A 22,667-nucleotide genomic window follows, 5' to 3' on the forward strand; every position below is an offset into this window, starting at 1 on the left:
AATGACGTACCAAGCGCATATCCCGGGCACCCGGTCCCCGCGAGTCGTGCTGATCACGGGCGGCGCCGGCTTCATCGGATCGCATCTTTGTGACGCACTGTTGCGGCGCGGCAATCGCGTGATCTGTGTCGACAATCTCCTCACCGGAACGCTTGACAATATCCGGCCGCTTCTCAACCATCCGAGGTTCGCTTTCCTCCAGCACGACGTCCGCGATCCCCTAAGCATTGCAGGACCCGTCGACCAAATCTACAGCCTAGCCTGTCCGGCCTCTCCACGGCACTACCAACGGGATCCGATCGGCACGATGAAGACGTGCGTCATCGGCACCATGAATGTACTTGAGTTGGCCCGACAGAAGGCGGCGCGCGTCCTGCAGGCCTCGACCAGCGAAGTCTATGGTGATCCCGAGGTGCATCCGCAGCCGGAGACCTATGTCGGTCATGTCAACATGATCGGCCCCCGTGCCTGTTACGACGAGGGGAAACGCGCGGCGGAGACGTTGATGTTCGACTACCAGCGGACGCATGGTGTGGAAGTGAAGGTCGCCCGCATCTTTAATACATATGGACCCCGGATGCTCGAAAATGACGGACGCGTCGTCTCCAACTTCATCGTCCAGGCGCTGCGTGGCGAACCGATCACGATCTATGGTGAGGGGCGCCAGACGAGAAGTTTCTGCTTCGTCGACGATCTCGTCAGGGGCCTCCAAATGCTGATGGAGAGTCCACCAGCGATCACGGGGCCCTGCAACCTCGGCAATCCCCAGGAGATCACCATCGAGGCCATTGCACGAGCGGTTCTTGCATATACGAAATCGGCGTCGCCGCTGCGGTTCGAGTCACTGCCGGAAGACGATCCCAAACGCCGGAAACCCGTCATTGAAACCGCAGAGCGATTGCTTGGCTGGCGTCCTCGCGTCACGTTGCAGGAAGGCCTGGAGGCCACAATCGCCTACTTCTCACTACGCGTATCAACTCCTGCTCCCGCTCTGGTGAGCGCACGACCGTCGGCCACGTCGGCACGACGCAGGCGGGCTCAATTGACCCTGGCCGGCCAGCAATGATGCCGCCAGAGATGGTTGATTGCGGCGACCGCGAACCGCGATCGATCACTGTGTCTCCTCCACAGCTGATCGGTCGCGGCTACCGCGATTACCATCGTTTCGCCGTAGCGGACCGGCAAAGGGCCGAGGCCGGCGCGACATTCGAACGCGACGTGCTCCGTTCCGGGCGCGTCGTTGGCGTGTTGGCAATCGATCTCGAGCGTGATGAAGTCGTTCTGACCCGCCAATTCCGGATCGGGGGTCATCTCGCGACCGGACGCAGCGAGATGATCGAGATCGTGGCCGGCCGAGTCGATCCCGGCGAAACGTGCGAAGCGGCCGCGCGGCGCGAGTGCATCGAAGAGATCGGGCTTGCGCCGCTTTCGATGACGCAGCTGTTCGACTTCCTGCCAGCACCGGCGCTGTCGGATGAGGTCATGATGCTCTTCGCAGCCCGCGTCGATTCCGCTGCGGCACCGGTCCGCGCCGGAGCACCGGATGAAGGCGAAGAGATCGAGGTAATCTGCTGCCCGATTGCCCAAGCCGTTGAGCTGCTGAAGCGGAATGAAATCCAAAGCGCTCCAACGATCATCGCCCTGCAGTGGCTGCAACTCTCATTTTCTTCACTCCACGACCCGATCAAATAACCACGGCAAGCCGGCGCCTCTTGGCGTGCCCCGCGCGGATCGCGTGTCCCGATCCGGGCAAATCTCTGTCCGGCGCCTGCGGGAGATCAAACCGCGATCGAGTTTCCGCAATGAATGCTGGAGCGCGCCCGGGCTACGATGGCTCACGCCAGCAGGAACGACTGGGCGGCTTTGTCAGTTTCATAACCGTGGCATGCCCCCGCGACATGGGGCGGGATACGAAATCAGTAGTGACGACAGCGCCCCAAGACATTTTGGTGAGGAGAATTGCGATGAGTGTCAAGAACACGGCCGTCGGAACGGTCAAGCAAATCATCGCAGAAATAGTGGGTAATGGCAGGCTCGCTCGCGAAGGCGAACGTCAGGCCGCCGGCAATGCTGCGCCGGGCGCCGAAGCGGAGGATTTGACTTTCGGGCAACGATCCGTTTCAGCGCAGAACGTCTCATCCGGGCTGGGGTCATCACCCGACGATGAAAACCGGTTTGCCAATCTGCTTGGACATGCGGCGTTGAAGATTTGGGCGGATCTCCCGCGCGATGCGCAAGAACGCCTGTTCGCCGCGGCGGTCGGCGATGGGAACGTCGCGACCGCCCTCGCGGAGTTCCTGCATGATCGTCACCCGAGGACGGCTCACCCGCGGCAATCGCTGTTCCGGTTCTCGGGCCCTCGAAGGAGATAACGGCGCCTGAGCGCTTTGGACTTCAAACTGCTCGTGTGCCATGTGACGACCGATCAGGCGAGCGAGCGTCGTGAGGGCCTTATCTGCGCAGATGGAATTAATGCGGGTGTCAGATCGGCGATCTCTTCGTTCCTTTTCCTCATGACCGATGTCCAGAGATCGCCGAGAGAATCGGTGCTCGGCCAGCAAGCGCTAAGCTTCTGATTGAACGGCCAAGCTTGCCGCCGCCGGAGCACGAACATTCGCCCCGTGACGACGCGATGTCTGTGGTTGCGGGGTGATTTGAACCTATGAGCTAGGTCATTGATGTTGTTGGGGCCGATTTCGCTCACAAAAAATAACCCCAGCAAGCCATTCAGACTGCTGGGGTTATTAACTAATTTGGTTGCGGGGATAGGATTTGAACCTATGACCTTCAGGTTATGAGCCTGACGAGCTACCGGGCTGCTCCACCCCGCGTTAAACCGTTGCGTGCCTTGCAGAAAGAGTGCCCGAACCTGCCGGCCAACGCGTCTAACGGCGCCGATCGATCCGTCCGGAGGGCTTCCTGAGAAGGCGACCCGGGCCGAAGCCGTCGGGCGCGGGGCGTATGTATCAATGTGAGGTCGGTTTGGAAAGCCCCGGATGCGGGTTTTTGAGGATTTTGTGACGTCCAAATCACCGGTTTTCCTGACAAAATTACCGGCGGGAACCGGGGCTTGCCAGACCGGCCGCAAAAGCTGAGCCTGGCACCCAACAAAATCCGTCAAGGAAATGTCATCCGAGGGGGAACGCCATGGACCGGCTGTTGAAGAGCCCGGGGCTGTACGCGCTTGAGGAGACCTTTCACCGCCAGATCGAGCTGTCGCGGAGCGAGCCGGCGCCGACACTGCAGGCGCGGCTCGACCGGCTGCGCCGCCTGCGCGCCGCCCTGACCGAGAACGAGGCGCGATTCGAGGCGGCGATCTCGGCCGATTTCGGCCACCGCTCCACGGTCGAGACCGCGATCGCCGAGATCATGCTGGTGCTCGGCGAGATCAAGCATGCCGCCAAGCACCTCAAATCGTGGATGGCACCACAGAAGGTGCCGACCACGATGCAGTTCGCGCCGGCGAAGAACCGGCTGATGCCGCAGCCGCTCGGCGTGGTCGGGATCATCGCGCCGTGGAATTATCCGCTGCAGCTGACGCTGGCGCCTGCGGTCGCCGCGATCGCGGCCGGCAACCGCGCCATCATCAAGCCGAGCGAGCTGGCACCGCGCTTCGCCGAGCTGCTGGCCGAGGCCGTCGCGAAGAAATTCGACACCACCGAGCTCGCAGTCACCGATATCGACGACGACATCGCAAAGGCCTTCGCGGCGTTGCCGTTCGACCATCTGATCTTCACCGGCTCGACCCGGATCGGCCGGCTGGTCGCGGAAGCCTGCGGCCGCAATCTGACGCCGGTGACGCTTGAGCTCGGCGGCAAATCGCCCGCGATCGTCGACGGCTCCGCCGATCTCGATGAGGCCGCGCAGCGCATCGCCTATGGCAAGCTGCTCAACGCCGGGCAGACCTGCATTGCGCCCGACTACGTGCTGGTGCCGCAAGCCTCGGTACAGCCGTTCGCGATGCGGCTGCTGGGCCATATGCAGCACATGTTCGGCACCGATCCGAAAAATCCCGACTATACCTCGATCGTCTCGGACCGGCACTATGCCCGGCTCGAGGCGCTGGTCGCCGACGCCGCCGCAAGGGGCGCGACCATCATGCAACCGGCGGCGCCGAACGATCTCGAATGGAAGGGAGTGCGCAAATTCCCGCCCACCGTCATCGTCGATGCGACAACTGAGATGACCGTGATGCAGGAGGAGATCTTCGGACCGCTGCTGCCGATCATCGGCATCCGCGACGCTGCCGAGGCGATCGCCTTCATCAACAGGCGCGACCGCCCGCTGGCGCTGTACTGGTTCGGCACCGACAATGCCGCCCGCGACGCGGTGCTGGCGCGCACGGTGTCCGGCGGCGTCACCGTCAACGACTGCCTGTTCCATTTCGCGCAGGCCTATCAGCCGATGGGCGGCGTCGGCGCCTCCGGCACCGGCGCCTATCACGGCGAATGGGGATTCAAGACGCTGACCAAGCTGAAGCCGGTGTTCTACCGCTCGCGCTTCAACCGGCTCGCCGATCTCTATCCGCCCTATGGCGCGAAGATCGCGCGACTGGAGAAGCTGATGCGGATGTTGTCGTAGCGCGCATGCCGTCATTCCGGGGCGATGCGAAGCATCGAGCCCGGAATCCATCGCGCCACGGTGACGCCGATAAATGGATTCCGGGTTCGCGCCGCGCGCGCCCCGGAATGACGCCTGTGGCGAGCGCCGGCAACGAGGATGATTTCTTTACCGACATCGCATAGGCCGGACACTGACAGGTTGCCGAAAGCGAATCATTGATTGCTACGATTGTCCCTGATGCAAGCCGGCTTCATCGACCTGGGAAATTTAGGAGATCGGCGCAGGAAGTCCTTACCCATGAACCTGTTCGACATTGTCGTGACCCTCGGGCTGCTGTTCGCCGTCGTCACCGGCTTCACCACCGGCCTGCTGCGCAGCGCGGTCACCATCCTGGCCTATCTCGTCGCCATGCCGATTGCGGTCGCGGTGCTGGCGATGATCGGGCCCCACATCGCGACGCTGCCGTCGTCGCCGTTTCCGCCCAACGGGGTGCTGCTGTTCGGCCTGTTCCTGCTGACCGGCGTCATCCTTGGAAAGATGGCGCGGACGATGCTCGACGACACCATCGGCGCGGAGATCGGGATCGGTGACCGGCTGGGCGGCGCGCTGCTCGGCGCGGTCAGGGTCGGCCTTGTCGTGACCACGCTGGTGCTGGTGTTCGATCGGCTGGTGCCGCTGGCGAAGCAGCCGCAATTTCTCAACGGATCGCAATTACGGCCGCTGTTCTCGGCGGCGGGACAGGCCGGATTCCGCTCGCTGCCGCCCGAAGCCACCATGGCGATCGAGCGGCTGCGGCGGGAGCAGCGCATCTAAGTTGGCCCGCCTGTTCCTGCCCGGCATGCACTTATGCATTGCACGTCCCTTATCGGCGCTGCCGAGGTTCGCTAGAATAACGCCATCAAACCTTTACAAACCGACCCGACATTACAGGGAGTGAACTCGTGGATCTTGGAATCAAAGGCCGCCGCGCCATCGTCTGCGCATCGAGCAAGGGACTGGGCCGCGCCTGCGCGATCGCGCTCGCCAATGAAGGGGTGCATGTCACGCTAACGGCGCGCGGCGCCGAGGCGCTGAAGCAGACCGCCGATGAAATCCGTAAAAGCCATCCGTCCGTCACCGTCACCGAGATCGTCGGCGACATCACGACGGCGGCTGGACGCGAGGCCGTGCTCAAGGCCTGCCCCGAACCGGACATCCTGATCAACAATGCTGGCGGCCCGCCGCCCGGCGATTTCCGCAACTGGACCCGCGACGACTGGATCAAGGCGATCGACGCCAACATGCTGACGCCGATCGAGCTGATCAAGGCAACCGTCGACGGCATGATGGCGCGCAAGTTCGGCCGCATCGTCAACATCACCTCGGCGGCGGTGAAGGCGCCGATCGAGATTCTCGGCCTCTCCAACGGCGCCCGCGCCGGCCTCACCGGCTTCGTCGCCGGCCTGTCGCGCAAGACCGTGATCAACAATGTCACCATCAACGGCCTGCTGCCGGGCCCGTTCGACACCGACCGCCTGCGCGGCACCGCCAAGGCTGAGGCGGAAAAGCGCGGCATCTCGGCCGACCAGGTGATGGCCGAGCGCGCCAAGCAGAACCCCGCCGGGCGCTTCGGCCGCCCCGATGAATTCGGCTACGCGTGCGCCTTCCTGTGCGGCGACAAGGCCGGCTTCATCACCGGGCAGAACATCCTGCTCGATGGCGGTGCGTTCCCGGGTACATTGTGAGAGCCGTCTGGTACGAACGGACAGGCGCGGCGCGGACGGTGCTGACCGTCGGCGAAATGCCGACGCCCGATGCGGGCCCTGGCGAGGTACGGGTTCGCCTCAAAGCGTCCGGAGTCAATCCGGCCGATGTCGGCCGCCGCAGCGGCAACTATCGCGCGATGGAATTCCCACGCGTGATCCCGAACAGCGACGGCGCGGGGATCATCGACCAGGTCGGTGAAGGCGTGACACGTCTTGCCGTCGGCGATCGCGTCTGGCTGTTCAACGGCCAGCGCAACGGCCGCGCCTTCGGCACCGCGGCCGAATACATCACGCTCGCCGATTATCTGGTGACGCCGCTGCCGCAGGACGTGTCGTTCGCGGCAGGTGCTACGCTCGGCATCCCCTGCATGACCGCGTGGTGCGCGCTGTTTGCCGACGGTCCGATCGCAGGACAAACGGTGCTGGTCACCGGCGGCGCCGGTGCGGTCGGCCACTATGCCGTACAGTTGGCAAAGTGGGGCGGCGCACGCGTGATCGCGACCGTGAGCTCAGAGGTCAAGGACGTCGAGGCGCGGCTGGCCGGCGCCGACACCGTCATCAACTACCGGACCGAGGACGTCGTCGCCGAGGTGATGGCCTTCACCGAGAACCGCGGCGTCGACCGCGTCATCGACGTCGATTTCGGCGGCAACCTCGCGACCACGCTGAAGCTCATGGCGATGAACTCGACCATCGCGGTCTACGCCAGCAATGGCAACCGCACGCCCACGCTGCCGGTACGCGAATTGATGGAGAAATGCATCACGGTGCGCGCGCTGGTGCTGTTCGCGCTGCCGCCACCGCTGCTCGCGGCCGCGCAGGCCGATATCACCAAATGGCTGGAGTCGGGTACCCGCGTGCACAACATCGCCGGCCAATTCGCGCTGGCCGAGACCGCCGACGCCCATCTCGCCGTCGAGAAAGGCGACAAGATCGGCACCATGATCGTCGACTGTGCGCGATAACAAGGTTTATTGAACGGGCGTGATGCGCTCGTCGCCGGGCGAGAGCCCGAACTCATCGAGCCCTTCGGCGAGGAAATCGCCGAGCATCGGCTCACCCAACAGATAGCTCGCGGTACGGCCATTGCGGTCGCGCGCAGCTTCGCGGCGCAGATCGGCCCATTCCTCGATCGTGGCGTCGCCGCGGCCGAGCCGCATCAGCGCAACCAGGTCGACCTGCTCGTCCTCGGTCAGCGCGTCAATGAAGCCGGTGATCTCGCGCGCCACCGGATCGTTGCCATCATCCTCCAGCACGTCGATCATCTCGTCGTCGGCGCCGTTCGAGCCGGAGTCCGGATCGACGATGCCCTCCTTGACGTCGAATTCCCGCGCCTTCTCGATCAAGAAGCCAACCTTTTCGGGGGAGATTGTGAGTTCCGGCATTGGCGCACTCCTTCGGTTCAACGAGGCGGTAACGCAGGAGGCGCCGACTTGATCCATTGCGCCCGCACACGGAAACAAGCATGGTCGGGCCAGACAACAAAAAAGCAGAGGGCACGCCGCATGCAATGGACCGTAGGCAAGGTCAAGATCACCAAGGTCGTCGAGCTCGAGACCGTCGGCAGCACCCGCTTCATCCTGCCGCTGGCCGGCCGGGAGGAGATCCAGAGCCTGCCCTGGCTGATCCCGCATTTCGCCAATGAGGACGGCCGGCTGAAAATGTCGATCCATTCGCTGCTGGTGGAGACGCCGGAGCACCGCATCATCGTCGACACCGGGCTCGGCAACAACAAGCAGGGCCGCAACGTGCCGACTTGGAACAACCGCAGCGATCCGTTCCTGGAGAAGCTGACCGCGGCGGGATTTGCCCCCGACAGCATCGACACCGTGCTGTGCACGCATCTGCATGTCGACCATGTCGGCTGGAACACGAAGCTCGCCGGCGGCAAATGGGTGCCGACCTTCGCCAATGCGCGCTACGTGTTCGGCAGGACCGAATACGAGCATTGGCGCGACCACAGCGACGATCCGGCCCACGCCGCGGTGTTCGCCGATTCGGTGAAGCCGATCGCGGACGCCGGCAAGGCCGAGCTGGTGCCGAGCGACCACCGCCTGACCGAGGAGATCACGCTGATCCCAACGCCGGGTCACAGCCCCGGCCACATGAGCATCCACATCAAGTCGGCGGGAGAGGAAGGGCTGCTGACCGGCGACGTCGCGCATCATCCCTGCCAGATGTATCACCTCGACTGGTCGTCGACCGCGGACTCCGACCAGAAGCAGTCAGCCGTGACGCGGCGCGAGCTGTTCTCGCGCTTTGCCGACACGCCGACGCTGGTGATCGGCGGGCATTTCAATGCCGGCCACATCAAGCGCGATGGCGATGCGTTCAGGTTCATCGCGCTGGAGTGATCGGTCCGAACTGGCCTTGAAATAAGGCTTGGCTGCAATGCAGTGGTCTCATGGCAGTTGAATTTCCGCCCGCGCTGTTCCATGAAGCGTGTCGAGGTATGTCAGTAACAATCCTCAGGACATCGTAGGGAGTGATCAACATGAAGCTGGTTCGTTATGGCGAAAAGGGTGCGGAAAAGCCCGGTCTGATCGATAAATCCGGTCAGCTCCGCGACCTCTCGGCCCACCTGAAGGACCTGACCGGAGAGGCCTATTCGCCGGATTCGCTGAAGAAGCTTGCCGCTCTCGATCCCGCCTCCCTGCCCGCCGTCTCCGGCAAGCCGCGCTTTGGCGCCCCGGTCACCGGCATTTCGAAGTTCGTCGCCATCGGGTTGAACTACACCGACCACGCCAAGGAAACCGGGAATCCGATTCCGTCCGAACCGATCTTCTTCCTCAAGGCCAACACGGCGCTGTCGGGCCCGAACGACGCGGTCGAGAAGCCGCGCGGCTCGACCAAGCTCGACTGGGAAGTCGAGATCGCCGCGATCATCGGCACCCGCGCCAAGTATGTCTCGGAAGCCGACGCACTGAACCACGTCGCCGGCTATTGCATCTGCAACGACGTCTCCGAGCGCAACTTCCAGATCGAGCGCCTCGGTCAGTGGACCAAGGGCAAGTCGCACGACACGTTCGGTCCGGTCGGCCCATGGCTCGCCACCAAGGATGAGATCGCGGACGTGCAGAAGCTGTCGATGTGGCTCGACGTCAACGGCCAGCGCCGCCAGACCGGCTCGACCTCGACCATGATCTTCACCATGGCGAAGTGCATCTCCTACGTCTCGCAGTTCATGACGCTGCTGCCCGGCGACATCGTCACCACCGGCACCCCGCCCGGCGTCGGCACCGGCATGAAGCCGCCGCAATATCTCAATGTCGGCGACGTCGTCACGCTCGGCATCGAAGGCCTCGGCGAGCAGCGCCAGGAGATCGTCGCGGCTTGATTTGGGAGACCGTCATCCTGAGGAGCGCGCAAAGCGCGCGTCTCGAAGGATGAGCCAGGGATTCCGTCATCCGTCCGTCGGTCGGTTGACGGAAGAGCATCGATCAAGACCCGTCCTTCGAGACGCGCGCCCAAGGGCGCGCTCCTCAGGATGACGACTGTACGTTAGGAAAGAGGTCATCTCCATGAAACTCACCTTCTCGCCCGCCTCCCCGTTCGCCCGCAAGGTGCGCATCGCAGCGATCGAGCTTGGCCTGATGGACAAGATCGAGCTGGTGCCGGCGACCATTACACCCGGCACGGCCAACGACGAATACTCCAAGATCTCGCCGCTGAAGAAACTGCCGGTGCTGATCCTCGACCATGGCGATGTGATCCTGGATTCCTACGTCATCGTCGAATATCTCAACGAGATCGGCGGCGGCCGGCTGATCCCGGGCTATGGCCCGCGGCGCTGGCGGCTGAAGACCGATCACTCGCTGCTCAACGGCATGCTCGATTCCATGCTGCTGTGCCGCTACGAGGCGTCGGTGCGGCCGCAGGGCTCGCTCTGGCAGGCCTGGTATGACGATCACTGGAACCGGGCTTGGGCCGGCATGGCGCGGTTCGAGAACCGGCCGGACGTGCTGAACGGCGTGTCGTTCGACATCGCGCAGATCGGCCTCGTTTGTGTGCTCGGCTACGCCGATCTCCGCTTCGCCGATTGCGGCTGGCGCAAGGCCTATCCGAAGCTCGACGCCTTCTACCAGAAAATGCTGGAGCGGCCGTCGGTGAAGATCTCGGCGCCGCCCGCGGCGTAGCAAGGAGCCGGGGAGATGACGATGCGCGATCACTTCCTCCGGCTCTCACGTCTCGGCGCGAGCCTCGCGCTCGCGTTGACGGCCTCGACCAGCAATCTGAGGGCCGACGATATGACAACTCAACAAGAACAGCCCTGCGGATCGCCGGCCGCGCTCGACGACGGCTGGGCGATTGCCTCGCCCGACAGCGTCGGCATGGATGGCGAGCGGCTGTGCGGCATCGCCGCGCGGCTCAGCCTGCGCAGCAGCGCGGTGCATTCGGTTGTCGTGGCACGTCATGGCAAATTGGTGTTCGAGCAGTATTTTGCCGGCCTCGACCAGCCGTGGGGACAGCCGGAGAGCCGCACCGAATTCACCGCGACGACCAAGCACGACATGCGGTCGGCGAGCAAGAGCGTGACAGCGCTCTTGCTCGGCATCGCCATCGATCGCGGGCTGATCGCCAGCGCCATCGAGCCGGTGGTGAAATTCTTCCCCGAGCACCGGTCCGTGAAATCAGCCGGCTGGGACGCGATCACGCTGCACCACCTGCTGACGATGTCGTCAGGCATCCAATGGGACGAGACGCTGCCCTGGAACGATCCGAATAACGACGAGCCGCATCTCGCCTTCGATGACGACCCGATCGGCTACGTGCTGAGCAAGCCGATCGTAGCGCCGCCGGATACGCTGTGGACCTACAATGGCGGCGGCACCGATCTGCTCGGCAACATCATCGAGCGGGTCTCCGGCAAATCGCTCGAGGCGTTCGCGCGCGAGACGCTGTTCCAGCCGCTCGGCATCACCGATTTCGAATGGAAGTCCTACAAGAACGGCAAGATCGCTGCTGCGTCCGGCCTCAGGCTGCGGCCGCGCGACGCCGCGAAGATCGGTCAGCTCGTACTCGACCACGGGCGATGGCAGGAGCAGCAGGTCGTCCCCGCCGTATGGGTGGACCAGTCGATCATGCCGCACTTCCAGGCGGTCGGCTATTTCGGCGGCACGCTGTTCTATGGCCATCAATGGTGGATCGGGCGATCCTTTGCCGCGGGGAAGGAAGTCAAGTGGGCCGGCGCCTTCGGCTGGGGCGGTCAGCGCATCATCGCCGTCCCCGATCTCGACCTTGTGATGGTGACGACGGCAGCCCAGTACGGCCAACCCAAGGAAGGCCTTGCGGCCATGGATATCCTGACCAACATCGTCATTCCCGCCGTGCGCGACGCGCACTAGAACGTTTCTCTCGCGTTTTCTTCACGCGAACCGGCCTTTCGTTCGCTCGAAAACGCCAATGCCAAGGAATCACCATGAGCCTGAAATTTTCAGCTGGCGATCTCACCATTCATCGCATTGTCGAGGAGGAAGGCCAGTTCCTGCCCGCACACGACATGTTCCCCGGATTAAAGCCCGAGTTGCTGGCCGAGAACCGCGCCTGGATGAAGCAAGCCGGCGCACTCGACGATAGCGACACGTTGATCCTGGCGTTCCAGTCCTACATCGTGAAGACGCCACACCACACCATCCTGATCGACAGCTGCATCGGCAATCACAAGCCGCGCCCGACACGGCCGAGCTGGAACATGAAGACCGACGACAATTATCTGCGCGGCCTCGCGGCGGCGGGCTTTGCGGTCGGTGACATCGACTACGTGATGTGCACGCATCTGCATGTCGATCATGTCGGCTGGAACACGCGGCTCGAGAACGGCCGCTGGGTGCCGACCTTTCCGAACGCGCGCTACGTGTTCGACAAGAGCGAGTTCGACTACTGGACCAAGACCAATGCCAAGGCGGAGGTCCCGCCATTCGTCGACAGCGTGCTGCCCGTGGTCGAAGCCAAGCGGGCCGAGCTCGTCGGCCATGATTTTGCGATCGGCGACCACATGCGCATCCTGCCGACGCCCGGCCATACCCCGGGCCATGTCGCCTTCACCTTCGGCCGCGGCAAGGATGACGCGGTGTTTGCCGGCGACCTGATGCACTCGCCGATCCAAACGCATTATCCGGAGCTGTCGCCGAAATTCGACGTCGACCCGGCGGTGGCGGCGAAGACGCGGCGCAGCTTCCTGGAACGCTACTGCGACACCGACACGCTGTGCTGCCCCGCGCACTTCCCCTCGCCGACGGTCGGCAAGATCAAGCGGAAGGGGAATGGGTTCGTGTGCGAGACGGTGAAGTAGAACCGTGTTCGCTTCACCTCGCCCCGCCTGCGGGGAGAGGTCGGATGGCATCGCCAGATGCCATCCGGGTGAGGGGATACAGGTATCTCGGCTTACATCACCTCGCGGTGAAAGCCGCTCACCCCATCCCTCTAAGAGCGAGCTTCGCTCGTCTCGACCCCGTGAAGAACGGGGAGAGGGAGCGGAGAGAGCGCCTGCTCCCTCAATCGAACAAGCTCGGCGTGTGGTTCACCACCGCGCCCTCGATCTCAAGCATCTTCAGCTTGGTCACCACGCCGCCATTGGCCGAGAAGCCGCCCGGCTTGTTGCCCGCCGCCAGCACCCGGTGGCAAGGCACCACGATCGGGCACGGGTTGCGGCCCAATGCCTGGCCGACGTCGCGCGACAGCTCGACGCCGCCGAGCTGCTTGGCGATGTCGCCGTAGGTCATGGTCTTGCCCGGCGGAATCTTCCGCGCGATTTCGTAGACGCCGCGGTTGAACTCCGGCACCCCGTCGAGATCGAGCACGATGTCGGCGAGGTCGTTCGGCTTGCCGGCGAGCAGCTCGATCATGCCGTCGATCGCGTGCTGCACCTCGGCCGGCGGGACTGCCTCGGTGACATCGCCATTGCGCTGGGTAATCCGCTTGCGGGTCTTCTCCTCGGTGCCCATCGGCAGCTGCACGCCGGTGACGCCGTGCTCGCCCCAGACGACGCCGCAGGCGCCGATCATGGTCTCGAAGATTGCAAAATGCTGGCCAGTCATGGCTCGCTCCAGATGTTCCCTGATATCGTTGCTTCAGCTCACGCGTGAGCCTGCTGTTGATCTGAAATCTAGGCTTGGAGAATGTTGCTATCCACCCGAATTCCGTGGGAACTTGGGCCAAATCAACAACATCTCCCGCCCCTCCGCGAGCCCCCGCATGCACAGTCTCCACGTCAACGGTTTCGACATGCCCTATCTCGATATCGGCAACGACACCAAGGGGCCGCCGCTGCTCTGCGTGCATGGCTCGCTGTGCGATTTCCGGATCTGGTCGGCGGTGCTCGGGCCCCTGACGCGGGCGCATCGGGTGATCGCGGTCAGCCTGCGGCATTTCTTCCCGGCGCATTGGGACGGCGTCGGCGACACCTATTCGATCGCCCAGCATGTCGACGATGTGATTGCCTTCATCGAGGCCTTCGACACCCAACCTGTCGATCTGATGGGGCATTCACGGGGTGGCCATATCTGCTTCCGTGCCGCGCAGCGCCGACCGGACCTGCTGCGCAAGCTGATCCTCGCCGAGCCCGGCGGCGAGCTCGATGGCACGCTCGATCCCGATTTCAAGCCGGGCCCCTCGCCGCTGGCGGCGCGGATCGCGGCTTCCGCCGAGGTGATCGCCAAGGGCGACGTCGACGGCGGCCTGCAGATCTTTATCGACGCGCTCGAAGGCCCCGGCGCCTGGAAGCGGATTCCGGCAACCTCCAAGCAGTTGTTGCGCGATAACGCGACCACGCTGATCGGCCAGACCCGCGACCAGCGCCCGCCATTCTCGAAGGCCGACGCCGAGGTGATCAAGACGCCGACGCTGTTCATCGGCGGCGCCAACACCAGGGGCATGCTGCCGAAGGTGCTGCGTGCGCTCGCCGCCAATGTGCCGGGTTCGCGCACCGAGATGATTCCCGGCACCACGCATCCAATGTTCGAGCAGGCGCCGCAGCGCTACTGCGAGATCGTGCTGGAGTTTTTGGCGGCATAGGCTATGCACCTGTCCCTCTCCCGTAAGAACGGGAAAAGGGCGACGATCACACCTTCCACGCACCGACCGGCTGACGCACGGCGACGTTGAGCCGGTTCCAGACGTTGATCGCCGCAATGCCGAGCACCAGCGACGCAAGCTGCTGCTCATTGAAATGCTTCGCTGCCTCGTCCCACACCGCGTCCGTCACCGGATCCTCGCGGTCGCTGAGCCGGGTCACGGCTTCGGTCAACGCCAGCGCGGCGCGTTCGGCGTCGGTGAAATACGGCGCGTCGCGCCAGGCGGCGACCGCGAACAGCCGCTCATCGGTCTCGCCGCTGCGCCGGGCGAGCTTCGGGTGCATGTCGACGCAGACGCTGCAGCCATTGATCTGGCTGGCGCGCAGATGGACCAACTCCAGCAGCTTTTCCGGCAAGGCCTGCTTGGTGCTCTCGCTGAGCGCCTGCAGCGCCTTCATCGCATCGGGAACAACCATCACCGGGTGGTTCATGCGGGCTTTCATCATGTCAGTCTCCTGATTTGCCTTTTGACGCCGTCGTGCCGATCTGTTGTCACATCGGCCTGGTTTCGTTCGTCATGGCCATGACGGAGCGGACAAAGGGAATGTGACCGATGGACGAGAAAAATTCTCTCGCCGAACAGTTCGAGGCCAACCGGCCGCGCCTGCGGGCGGTGGCCTATCGCATGCTGGGCTCGACCGCCGAGGTCGACGATGCCGTGCAGGAGACCTGGCTGCGGCTCGGCCGCACCGATGCCGCCGCGGTCGACAATCTCGGGGGATGGCTGACCACGGTGATCGCGCGGATCTGCCTCGACATGCTGCGCGCGCGCAAATCGCGCCGCGAGGAGCCAATGGGCGCGCATGTGCCGGAGCCGATCGCCGACAATCCGTCCGAGCGCGAGACCGAGATGGCGGGCTCCGTCGGCGCGGCGCTGCTGGTCGTGCTGGAAACGCTGGCGCCGGCCGAGCGGCTGGCGTTCGTGCTGCACGACATGTTCGCGGTGCCGTTCGAGGAGATCGCGCCGATCGTCGGGCGCTCGCCGGCGGCCGCGCGGCAACTAGCGAGCCGTGCCAGGCGCCGCGTACAGGGCGCGCCGCCCGCGCCGGACGCCGATCTCAACCGCCAGCGCAGCATCGTCGAGGCCTTCCTCGCCGCATCCCGCAACGGCGATTTCGAAGGTCTACTTGCGGTGCTGGCGCCCGACGTCGTGGTGCGCGCCGATCAGGCCGCGCAGCGGCTTGGCTCGCTGCCGGTGATCCGCGGCGCCACAGCGGTCGCCGAAAGCTTCAAGGGACGCGCCCAGGCCGCGAAGCCGGCACTGGTCGACGGCGAGATCGGCGTCGCCGTCATCTTCGGCGGCAGGCTGCGCATCGTGCTGCGGCTCACGATCGCAGGCGAGCGGATCGCAGCGATCGATGCGACCGCCGGGCCCGCAGAGATCGAAGCACTCGATGTCGAGGTGCTCGATCGCGCCTGACGCGGCTGGAGGCAGGCAGGTCGCGATGCTAGTCTCTCCCTGCATTTTTTGCAGGGAGGACAACAATGAAACGATCCGTCAAATTGCTCGCGTCGGCCGGACTGCTCGCCCTCGCCTCGTCCTCCGCTCTTGCCGCCGCGGATGAGAAGCTGCGCGCGGCAGCCGAGCAGGCCCAACCGGCCGTGATCGAGAGCCTGCACGACATGGTGCTGATCGAGTCGGGCTCCAGCGATGTCGAGGGCCTGAAGAAGATGGCCGACTACACCGAAGCGCGGCTGAAGGCGCTCGACGCCAAGACCGAGCGCCGCAAGACCACGAAGGGCGCCGGCGCCGACATGGTGATCGGCACATTTGAAGGCACCGGCAGTAGGAAGCTGATGCTGATCGCGCATATGGACACGGTCTATGAGCACGGCATCCTCGACAGCCAGCCCTACAAGGTCGACGGCAACCGGATCTATGGGCCCGGTATTGCCGACGACAAGGGCGGCATCGCCGTGATCCTGCATTCGCTGAAGATCCTGAACGACGCCGGCTGGCGCGACTACGCCAAGCTCACCGTGTCGTTCAATCCGGACGAGGAGGTCGGCTCGATCGGCTCCGGCGAGATCATCGCCGAGCTCGCCGATCAGCACGATGTGGTGCTGTCCTGCGAGCCGACGGTGGCGCCGCCGGTCGCCAAGAATGAAAGCCTGCTGCTCGGCGCCAGCGGCACCGCGACCGGCACGATCGATGTGAAGGGCAAGGCTTCGCATGCGGGCGCCGCGCCGCAGCTCGGCCGCAACGCGCTGATCGAACTCGCGCATCAATTGCTGCAGACCCAGGACGTCGCGAAATCCATACCGGGCACGCAGCTCAACTGGACCACGGCGAAGGCCGGCACCGTGCGCAACCAGATTCCCGATCACGCCTCCGCCGGCGCCGACATCCGCCTCACCATTCCCGACGGCGTGCAGAAGCTGCAAGCCGCGCTCGACGAGAAGGTGAAGGACAGACTGATTCCGGACACCGAGGTGACGGTGAAGGTCACCGCAGGCCGTCCGCCCTTCGTGGCAAACGATCGCGGCCGCGCGCTCGCCAAGCAGGGACAGGCGATCTATGCCGAGCTCGATCGCACCCTCGATATCGCGGAGATGACCGGCGGCGCGACCGACGCCGGCTACGCCGCGCGCAGCGGCAAGGCGGTCGTGGTCGAAAGCTTCGGCCTCGCCGGCTGGGGCTATCACGCGCGCGACGAATACATCGACACCAACTCGATCGTGCCGCGGCTCTATCTGATGACGCGGATGCTGATGGAGCTAGGGAAGGCGAAGTAGCGGGGGCCGAACGATCGCGTGGGACAGCAGCGTCGATCTTTCGCGCCGGCGTCCGGGGCCACCCCTCTCCCCCACCCTCCCCGCAAACCGAGCGATGTACTCACCGCACTTAGCTAATCCCCGGGGCGACTCCTCTCCCCACCGTCACCGGTGGGAGGCGTATTGCCCAAATTTCGAAAAACAACCCCATGCAAAGGAGCCGGAGGCTGACTGAGCACCAGGGCCGGTACGAACGCCGACACGTCCCCATCTCGGAAAACGCCGAATGCTCAACTACTTAGCTCGATCGCGAATCGGAGCCTTGACCACTTGCAGGACTGGCAGTAACCTATCTTCGAATACGGAATTCCGTATTCCAATTTGGACAGCCGCATGATCCCGCTGGACCCGCTTCCGAACCTGATCGACCAGGTCTACGGGCGATTGCTCGAGGCGATCACTGATCGCTCGCTCTTGCCCGGTCAGCGCATCACCCAGAACGAGCTTGCCGAAAAGCTCGGCGTCTCGCGCCAGCCGATCTCGCACGCGCTGCATCTGTTGCATCGCCAGGGCCTAGTCGCGGAGAGCGGCAAGCGCGGCTTCGAGGTGACGCAGCTCGATCCGCAGCGGATCCGCGAACTCTATGAGGTGCGCGGTGCCATCGATGCGCTGGCGGCACGGCTCGCGGCCGGCCGGGTCAGGCAGGATTCCGCGGCACGCGCGCAGCTCGAGAGCGCGCTCGAAGCCGGACGCATGATCGACGACGGTACGCCGCTGGCGCGGCTGATCACGCTCGACGTCGACTTCCACAGCGCAATCTATCGCCTCGCCGGCAATTCCGCGATCGAGGAGATGATCGCGCCGCAATGGCCGCATATGCGCCGCTCGATGGCGACCGTGCTCGCCGAGCTCGATTATCGCGACAGCGCCTGGACCGAGCACGAAACCATCGCCGCGCATATTTTCTCCGGCAATGCCGCCGCCGCGGAGGCTGCCGCGCTGGCGCATGCGCAGACGGCGGGGCGGATGACCGAAGAGAGATTGAGAGCGACCGACGTGGCGGCGTAGGACACCGTCGTTCCGGGGCGCGCAGCGAACCGCAGATGCGCAATTGCGCATCGGCGAACCTCGAGATTCCGGGTTCGATGCTGTCGCATCGCCCCGGAATGACAATGATAACAACAGGAGGAAAGCACCATGAAACTGACCCAAGAGCAGGTCGAATTTTTCCATCGCGAAGGCTGGCTGTTCCTGCCTGAGCTGTTCAGCCAGGAGGAGGTCGACTTGCTCGCCCGCGAGGCGGTCGCGATCTATGACGCCAACCGTCCCGAAGTGTGGCGCGAGAAGAGCGGCGCGCCGCGCACGGCTTTCGCCGCGCATCTCTACAACGAGGCGTTCGGCATCCTCGGCGCGCATCCGCGCATGATCGACCCGATCGAGCAGCTGTTCGGTGAGAAGGTCTACATGCATCAGTTCAAGATCAACGCCAAGGCCGCCTTCACCGGCGACGTCTGGCAATGGCACCAGGATTACGGCACCTGGAAGCGCGACGACGGCATGCCGGAGCCGCGCGCGATGAACATCGCGATCTTCCTCGACGAGGTGATGCCGATCAACGGCCCGCTGATGCTGGTACCGCAGAGCCAGACCGCGGGAGACCTCAAGGCCTCGCATGACCTCGAAACCACGTCCTACCCGCTGTGGACGCTCGACGAAGAGACGGTGACCCGCCTCGTCAAGCAGGGCGGCATCGTCGCGCCGACCGGCAAGCCCGGCGGCATGCTGATGTTCCACGGCAATCTGGTGCACGGATCGAGCGGCAACATCACGCCCTACCCGCGCAAGATCGTCTATCTGACCTTGAACGCAGTCTCCAACTACATCCGCACCCCGACGCGGCCGGATTACATCGCGCATCGCGACTTCACGCCGATCCAGACGGTTGCCGACGACGCGCTGCTGCGGCTGGCCCGTGCGCCGCGGCAGGCGGCGGAGTAGACTCATTGCCAGTCATTCCGGGGCTCGCGAAGCGAGAACCCGGAATCTCGAGATTCCGGGTTCGACGCTAACGCGTCGCCCCGGAATGACTCTTTGCATTGGAAAGCATATGAACCTGCATCACCTCCTCAAGACCCGCGCCGCCGCCGGCAAGCCGGTACGCGTTGTCCTGATCGGCGCCGGAAAATTCGGCTCGATGTTTCTGTCGCAGGTGCCGCACACGCCGGGGCTCGAGGTGCCCGTGATCGTCGACCTCGATCGCGACCGCGCGCGTGAGGCATGCCGCACTGTCGGCTGGGACGACGCGCGGATCAAAGCGACCACCTTCACCGACGACGGCGCGCGGGCGATCGCCGGCGGCGCGTTCGATGTCGTGGTGGAAGCAACCGGCCATCCCGCCGTCGGCATCCGCCATGCCCGCGCGGCGATATCAGCCGGCAAGCACGTGGTGATGGTCAATGTCGAGGCCGACGTGCTGGCGGGCCCGCTGCTCGCCGAGGAAGCGCGCAAGGCCGGCGTGGTCTATTCGCTTGCCTATGGCGACCAGCCGGCGCTGACCGCGGAGATAGTCGACTGGGCGCGCGCGACAGGCTTTCGCGTCGTCGCCGCCGGCAAGGGCACCAAGTACCTGCCGGCGTATCACGACGTGACGCCGGAGGGCGTGTGGCAGCATTACGGGCTCACCGCGGGCGAAGCGCAATCCGCCGGCATGAACCCGCAGATGTTCAACTCCTTCCTCGACGGCACCAAATCCGCGATCGAGATGGCCGCGATTGCCAACGCCTGCACCCTCGACGTGCCGTCGGAGGGATTGCTGTTTCCGCCCTGCGGCGTCGACGATCTGCCGCATGTGATGCGACCGCGCGAGGCGGGCGGCGTGCTGGAGAAATCCGGCATCGTCGAGGTGGTGTCGTCGCTGGAGCGCGACGGCCGCCCGGTGTTTCGCGATCTGCGTTGGGGCGTCTATGTGGTGCTGGAGGCCCCGAACGATTATGCCGCCGACTGCTTCAAGCAGTACGGCCTCAAGACCGATGCATCCGGGCGCTATGCGGCGATGTACAAGCCGTATCATCTGATCGGGCTCGAGCTGAATATTTCGGTGCTGTCGGCGGCGCTGCGCAACGAGCCGACCGGACAGCCGCGCGGCTTCCGCGGCGACGTCGCGTCGGTGGCAAAACGCAATCTGCGTGCCGGCGAGATGCTCGACGGCGAAGGCGGTTACACGGTGTGGGGCAAATTGATGCCCGCCGCCGCCAGCCTCGCCACCGGCGCGCTGCCGATCGGGCTCGCGCATCGCGTCAGGCTGAAGAACGACGTCGCCCACGGCGCGGTGGTGCGCTGGAGCGATGTCGAGGTCGATGAAGCGAACGACACGGTCAAGACGCGCAGGGCGATGGAGCAGGCGTTTTCGCGCTGAGGCTCGAACGACGGGACGTCCTTCACCTCTCCCCGCCCTTTGCGGGGAGAGGTCGGATCGCATCGTAAGATGCGATCCGGGTGAGGGTCGAGGCACGGTGCTCAACAGCAACGAAATGCTCGCCGGATGGAGGCCCCTCACCCCCTCTCCCCGCATCCGCCTTCGCCCGAAGGCGGGCTTCGGCGGACAAGAGAACGGGGAGAGGGAGAAGCAAGCGGCGAGAGCGCGACTCCAGTAATCACGGCAGCAGCCGGCTCGCCTTCGCCAGCCGGAACCACTTCCGGAACATCACCTCGGTATCCATCATCTCGGTGAAGCCGGCCTGGTTGATCTTCACCGTCGAGACGATCGAGGGCGGACCGGATTCGGTCTGTCCGTAGCGCATGCTGTAATCGGCATATTGGAACGACAGGCCGACGAACTCCTCCAGACCAGGCGCGATCAGATCGTGCTTGCTGCGCAGCTCGTCCCACAGCGGGATCCATTTCGGATATTCCTGCGCCAACGACAGCGGCACATGCCGGCCCGGCGCCATTTCGAGCGCATCAGCGACCGACGGCCAGATATTCTCCCAGGTGAAGACGTCGCCATTGGTGACGTTGAACGCCTCGTTGCGCGCGGTCTCGGCCTCGCCCGACCACCGCCCAGGCGATCGCCCGCGCCAAGAGGTCGACGTCGACGGCCTGCGCGACGCGCGGCGCGCCGCCGGGATAATCCAGCGGCCTGCCCTGCGCGCGCAGCACCGCCGCATAGACGCCGAGCGGCGGGATCAGATCCATCGCGCCGCCCATGGCTTCGCCGATGATCAGGACCGGACGCAGGATGCTCCAGTGCCAGCTTTTGCCGCGTTGCAGCTCGCGCAGGAAATTCTCCTGCGCCCAGTAGAAATTCGGCTGCTCGTACATTTCCGAGCGGCCCTCGCGCGCCGGCACCGTGAGCGGCCGGACATGCACGCCATAGGCCTTGGTGCCCTGCAACAGCGCGACGTGCGTGAGGTCAGGCGCTGCGGGTTCGAGTACGCCCATCAGATTGCGCAGCATCCGATCGTTGGTTTCGATCTGCCGGGCATCGCGCCAGCCATCGACCAGGCTGGGCGCTTCATAGAGGGCGGCATAGATCAGGTGCGTCGCACCGGCGAGCTCGGCCGCGGCACGGCGGCAATCCTCGGCATTGGCGAGATCGATCGGCACGTGCCGCGCGCCGTAGAGCTCGCGCGGCTTGCGGCGCGACAGCGCGATGCGCTCGCAATCGCCGGATGCGCCGAAGTGTCGCAAGGCGGCGCTGCCCACGAGGCCGGTCGCGCCGGCGACCACGACTTTCTTGTTGGCCATGTCCTTGAACTCCCTTACCTGCCCTGCCTAGCAGATCGCGGCGCCGCCGGCAGCGTCGCGGCGGGTATGGGATGAGACCTGCAGGACAACTTTCCTTCGCACCTGCAATGTAGGCAGACGCTTGATTTCCTCCGGCAAACGATCATCCTGAGCGGTGGAACCGGACACTCGGATTTCCGCACAAGAGCCCGTCGAGGGCCACCGGACACATTCATCACAACAACGTCGATCGATCGGCGAAGAAAGACGGCACCAAGATCGTTCCCCTCGTCGAGGCATCGGCACACAGGAGGGATACGCATGAAGCGTCGTGATTTCTTGACGGCAGGCGGCGTCGGGCTGGCTGCGACCGCTGTGGCTGCGCCCGCGGTCGCACAATCGATGCCCGAGGTCAGGTGGCGGCTTGCGGCGAGCTGGCCGAAGGCACTCGATACGCTCTATGGCGGCTGTGAATTCTTCTGCAAGCGCGTCGCTGAGATCACCGACAACCGATTCCAGATCCAGTCCTTTGCCGCCGGCGAGATCGTGCCCGGCTTGCAGGTGCTGGACGCCGTCTCCAACGGCACGGTCGAGATGGGCAACACCGCGCTGTACTACTACTGGGGCAAGAATCCCGCCTTCACCTTCGGCACGTCGCTGCCGTTCGGCCTCAACACGCGCCAGCACATCTCCTGGCTGCAATGGGGCGGCGGCACCGAGCTGCTGAACAACCTGCTCAGCGAGTACAACTGCGTCGGCATTCCGACCGGCTCGACCGGTGCCCAGATGGGCGGCTGGTTCCGGAAGGAGATCAAGTCGATGGCGGATCTGCAGGGGCTGAAATTCC

The 22,667-nt window shown here is 64.6% G+C and carries 24 protein-coding genes and 1 tRNA gene (1 of these 25 cut by a window edge); 19 read left to right on the forward strand and 6 right to left on the reverse strand.

What is annotated here, in order from left to right:
* The first annotated feature begins 1 nt into the window (after position 1).
* The 3 genes from ACVIW0_RS34270 (at position 2) to ACVIW0_RS34280 (ending at position 2,372) form a co-directional block, all read left to right on the forward strand.
* Positions 2–1,066: a UDP-glucuronic acid decarboxylase family protein gene (locus ACVIW0_RS34270; protein WP_461356366.1), complete on the forward strand. Its 1,065-nt coding sequence runs from the start codon at positions 2–4 to the stop codon at positions 1,064–1,066.
* Entirely contained in the window at positions 1,063–1,692 is a 630-nt protein-coding gene (locus tag ACVIW0_RS34275; protein ID WP_461356367.1) for an NUDIX domain-containing protein, read from the forward strand. The genes ACVIW0_RS34270 and ACVIW0_RS34275 overlap by 4 nt, the downstream gene beginning before the upstream one ends.
* Before the next feature lie 272 nt (positions 1,693–1,964).
* Entirely contained in the window at positions 1,965–2,372 is a 408-nt protein-coding gene (locus ACVIW0_RS34280; RefSeq protein ID WP_461356368.1) for a hypothetical protein, read from the forward strand.
* Positions 2,373–2,754: 382 nt separating this feature from the next.
* Here ACVIW0_RS34280 and ACVIW0_RS34285 read toward each other — a convergent pair.
* Positions 2,755–2,831: transfer RNA gene (locus ACVIW0_RS34285), tRNA-Met, on the reverse strand.
* Positions 2,832–3,147: 316 nt separating this feature from the next.
* Between ACVIW0_RS34285 and ACVIW0_RS34290 the strand changes: the two genes are divergently transcribed.
* The 4 genes from ACVIW0_RS34290 to ACVIW0_RS34305 all read left to right on the forward strand — a co-directional run bounded on the left by ACVIW0_RS34290 (position 3,148) and on the right by ACVIW0_RS34305 (position 7,273).
* Complete coding sequence (locus tag ACVIW0_RS34290; protein ID WP_461356369.1) at positions 3,148–4,581, forward strand: coniferyl aldehyde dehydrogenase; 1,434 nt, start codon at positions 3,148–3,150, stop codon at positions 4,579–4,581.
* Positions 4,582–4,860: 279 nt separating this feature from the next.
* A complete protein-coding gene (locus ACVIW0_RS34295; protein WP_461356370.1) occupies positions 4,861–5,376 on the forward strand; it encodes a CvpA family protein in 516 nt (171 codons plus the stop codon).
* Between the two features lie 128 nt (positions 5,377–5,504).
* The gene (locus tag ACVIW0_RS34300) at positions 5,505–6,287 is read left to right on the forward strand and encodes an SDR family oxidoreductase (protein WP_461356371.1); all 783 of its coding nucleotides are present in this window, start codon (positions 5,505–5,507) and stop codon (positions 6,285–6,287) included.
* The gene (locus tag ACVIW0_RS34305; protein ID WP_461356372.1) at positions 6,284–7,273 is read left to right on the forward strand and encodes an NADPH:quinone reductase; all 990 of its coding nucleotides are present in this window, start codon (positions 6,284–6,286) and stop codon (positions 7,271–7,273) included. Before ACVIW0_RS34300 ends, ACVIW0_RS34305 begins: the two co-directional genes overlap by 4 nt.
* A gap of 6 nt (positions 7,274–7,279) precedes the next feature.
* Here the strand turns inward: ACVIW0_RS34305 and ACVIW0_RS34310 are convergent, their stop codons facing one another.
* A complete protein-coding gene (locus ACVIW0_RS34310; protein WP_461356373.1) occupies positions 7,280–7,693 on the reverse strand; it encodes a DUF3775 domain-containing protein in 414 nt (137 codons plus the stop codon).
* A gap of 120 nt (positions 7,694–7,813) precedes the next feature.
* Between ACVIW0_RS34310 and ACVIW0_RS34315 the strand changes: the two genes are divergently transcribed.
* From ACVIW0_RS34315 to ACVIW0_RS34335, 5 genes are all read left to right on the forward strand, one after another.
* Positions 7,814–8,662: an MBL fold metallo-hydrolase gene (locus ACVIW0_RS34315; protein ID WP_461356374.1), complete on the forward strand. Its 849-nt coding sequence runs from the start codon at positions 7,814–7,816 to the stop codon at positions 8,660–8,662.
* Between the two features lie 140 nt (positions 8,663–8,802).
* Complete coding sequence (locus ACVIW0_RS34320) at positions 8,803–9,645, forward strand: fumarylacetoacetate hydrolase family protein (protein WP_461356375.1); 843 nt, start codon at positions 8,803–8,805, stop codon at positions 9,643–9,645.
* Positions 9,646–9,829: 184 nt separating this feature from the next.
* Positions 9,830–10,444, forward strand: coding sequence for a glutathione S-transferase family protein (locus ACVIW0_RS34325; protein WP_461356376.1), 615 nt, complete (start codon positions 9,830–9,832; stop codon positions 10,442–10,444).
* 15 nt (positions 10,445–10,459) lie between these two features.
* Positions 10,460–11,653 carry a serine hydrolase domain-containing protein gene (locus tag ACVIW0_RS34330; RefSeq protein ID WP_461356377.1) on the forward strand — a complete coding sequence of 398 codons (1,194 nt, stop codon included), beginning with the start codon at positions 10,460–10,462 and terminating at the stop codon, positions 11,651–11,653.
* Positions 11,654–11,727: 74 nt separating this feature from the next.
* The gene (locus tag ACVIW0_RS34335) at positions 11,728–12,600 is read left to right on the forward strand and encodes an MBL fold metallo-hydrolase (RefSeq protein ID WP_461356378.1); all 873 of its coding nucleotides are present in this window, start codon (positions 11,728–11,730) and stop codon (positions 12,598–12,600) included.
* Between the two features lie 202 nt (positions 12,601–12,802).
* Here ACVIW0_RS34335 and ACVIW0_RS34340 read toward each other — a convergent pair whose 3' ends face one another.
* Positions 12,803–13,345 (reverse strand): methylated-DNA--[protein]-cysteine S-methyltransferase, encoded by a 543-nt coding sequence (locus ACVIW0_RS34340; protein ID WP_461356379.1) that lies wholly within the window; start codon positions 13,343–13,345, stop codon positions 12,803–12,805.
* 157 nt (positions 13,346–13,502) lie between these two features.
* Between ACVIW0_RS34340 and ACVIW0_RS34345 the strand changes: the two genes are divergently transcribed.
* Positions 13,503–14,321, forward strand: a complete 819-nt coding sequence (locus ACVIW0_RS34345; RefSeq protein ID WP_461356380.1) for an alpha/beta fold hydrolase — start codon at positions 13,503–13,505, stop codon at positions 14,319–14,321.
* A 46-nt stretch (positions 14,322–14,367) separates the two neighbouring features.
* On the opposite strand, the gene ACVIW0_RS34350 is transcribed toward ACVIW0_RS34345, so the two are convergent.
* The gene (locus tag ACVIW0_RS34350; protein ID WP_461357506.1) at positions 14,368–14,823 is read right to left on the reverse strand and encodes a carboxymuconolactone decarboxylase family protein; all 456 of its coding nucleotides are present in this window, start codon (positions 14,821–14,823) and stop codon (positions 14,368–14,370) included.
* Positions 14,824–14,933: 110 nt separating this feature from the next.
* Between ACVIW0_RS34350 and ACVIW0_RS34355 the strand changes: the two genes are divergently transcribed.
* The 5 genes from ACVIW0_RS34355 (at position 14,934) to ACVIW0_RS34375 (ending at position 20,510) form a co-directional block, all read left to right on the forward strand.
* On the forward strand, positions 14,934–15,800 hold the full coding sequence (locus ACVIW0_RS34355) for a sigma-70 family RNA polymerase sigma factor (RefSeq protein WP_461356381.1): 867 nt from the start codon (positions 14,934–14,936) through the stop codon (positions 15,798–15,800).
* Between the two features lie 65 nt (positions 15,801–15,865).
* On the forward strand, positions 15,866–17,116 hold the full coding sequence (locus ACVIW0_RS34360) for a M20/M25/M40 family metallo-hydrolase (RefSeq protein WP_461356382.1): 1,251 nt from the start codon (positions 15,866–15,868) through the stop codon (positions 17,114–17,116).
* 372 nt (positions 17,117–17,488) lie between these two features.
* Positions 17,489–18,163 carry a GntR family transcriptional regulator gene (locus ACVIW0_RS34365; protein ID WP_461356383.1) on the forward strand — a complete coding sequence of 225 codons (675 nt, stop codon included), beginning with the start codon at positions 17,489–17,491 and terminating at the stop codon, positions 18,161–18,163.
* A gap of 129 nt (positions 18,164–18,292) precedes the next feature.
* Positions 18,293–19,093, forward strand: coding sequence for a phytanoyl-CoA dioxygenase family protein (locus ACVIW0_RS34370; protein WP_461356384.1), 801 nt, complete (start codon positions 18,293–18,295; stop codon positions 19,091–19,093).
* A 109-nt stretch (positions 19,094–19,202) separates the two neighbouring features.
* Positions 19,203–20,510: an NAD(P)H-dependent oxidoreductase gene (locus ACVIW0_RS34375; RefSeq protein ID WP_461356385.1), complete on the forward strand. Its 1,308-nt coding sequence runs from the start codon at positions 19,203–19,205 to the stop codon at positions 20,508–20,510.
* Between the two features lie 238 nt (positions 20,511–20,748).
* Here ACVIW0_RS34375 and ACVIW0_RS34380 read toward each other — a convergent pair whose 3' ends face one another.
* Both ACVIW0_RS34380 and ACVIW0_RS34385 read right to left on the reverse strand, forming a co-directional pair.
* Positions 20,749–21,045 (reverse strand): hypothetical protein, encoded by a 297-nt coding sequence (locus ACVIW0_RS34380; RefSeq protein ID WP_461356386.1) that lies wholly within the window; start codon positions 21,043–21,045, stop codon positions 20,749–20,751.
* 10 nt (positions 21,046–21,055) lie between these two features.
* Entirely contained in the window at positions 21,056–21,841 is a 786-nt protein-coding gene (locus ACVIW0_RS34385; protein WP_461356387.1) for an NAD-dependent epimerase/dehydratase family protein, read from the reverse strand.
* A gap of 300 nt (positions 21,842–22,141) precedes the next feature.
* On the opposite strand from ACVIW0_RS34385, the gene ACVIW0_RS34390 reads away from it, so the two are divergent.
* Positions 22,142–22,667, forward strand: the beginning of a protein-coding gene (locus ACVIW0_RS34390; RefSeq protein WP_461356388.1) for a TRAP transporter substrate-binding protein. 563 nt of this gene lie beyond the right edge of the window; only the first 526 of its 1,089 coding nucleotides appear in the window; it begins with the start codon at positions 22,142–22,144; its stop codon lies beyond the right edge, outside the window.

It is taken from the genome of Bradyrhizobium sp. USDA 4454 (assembly GCF_054822705.1).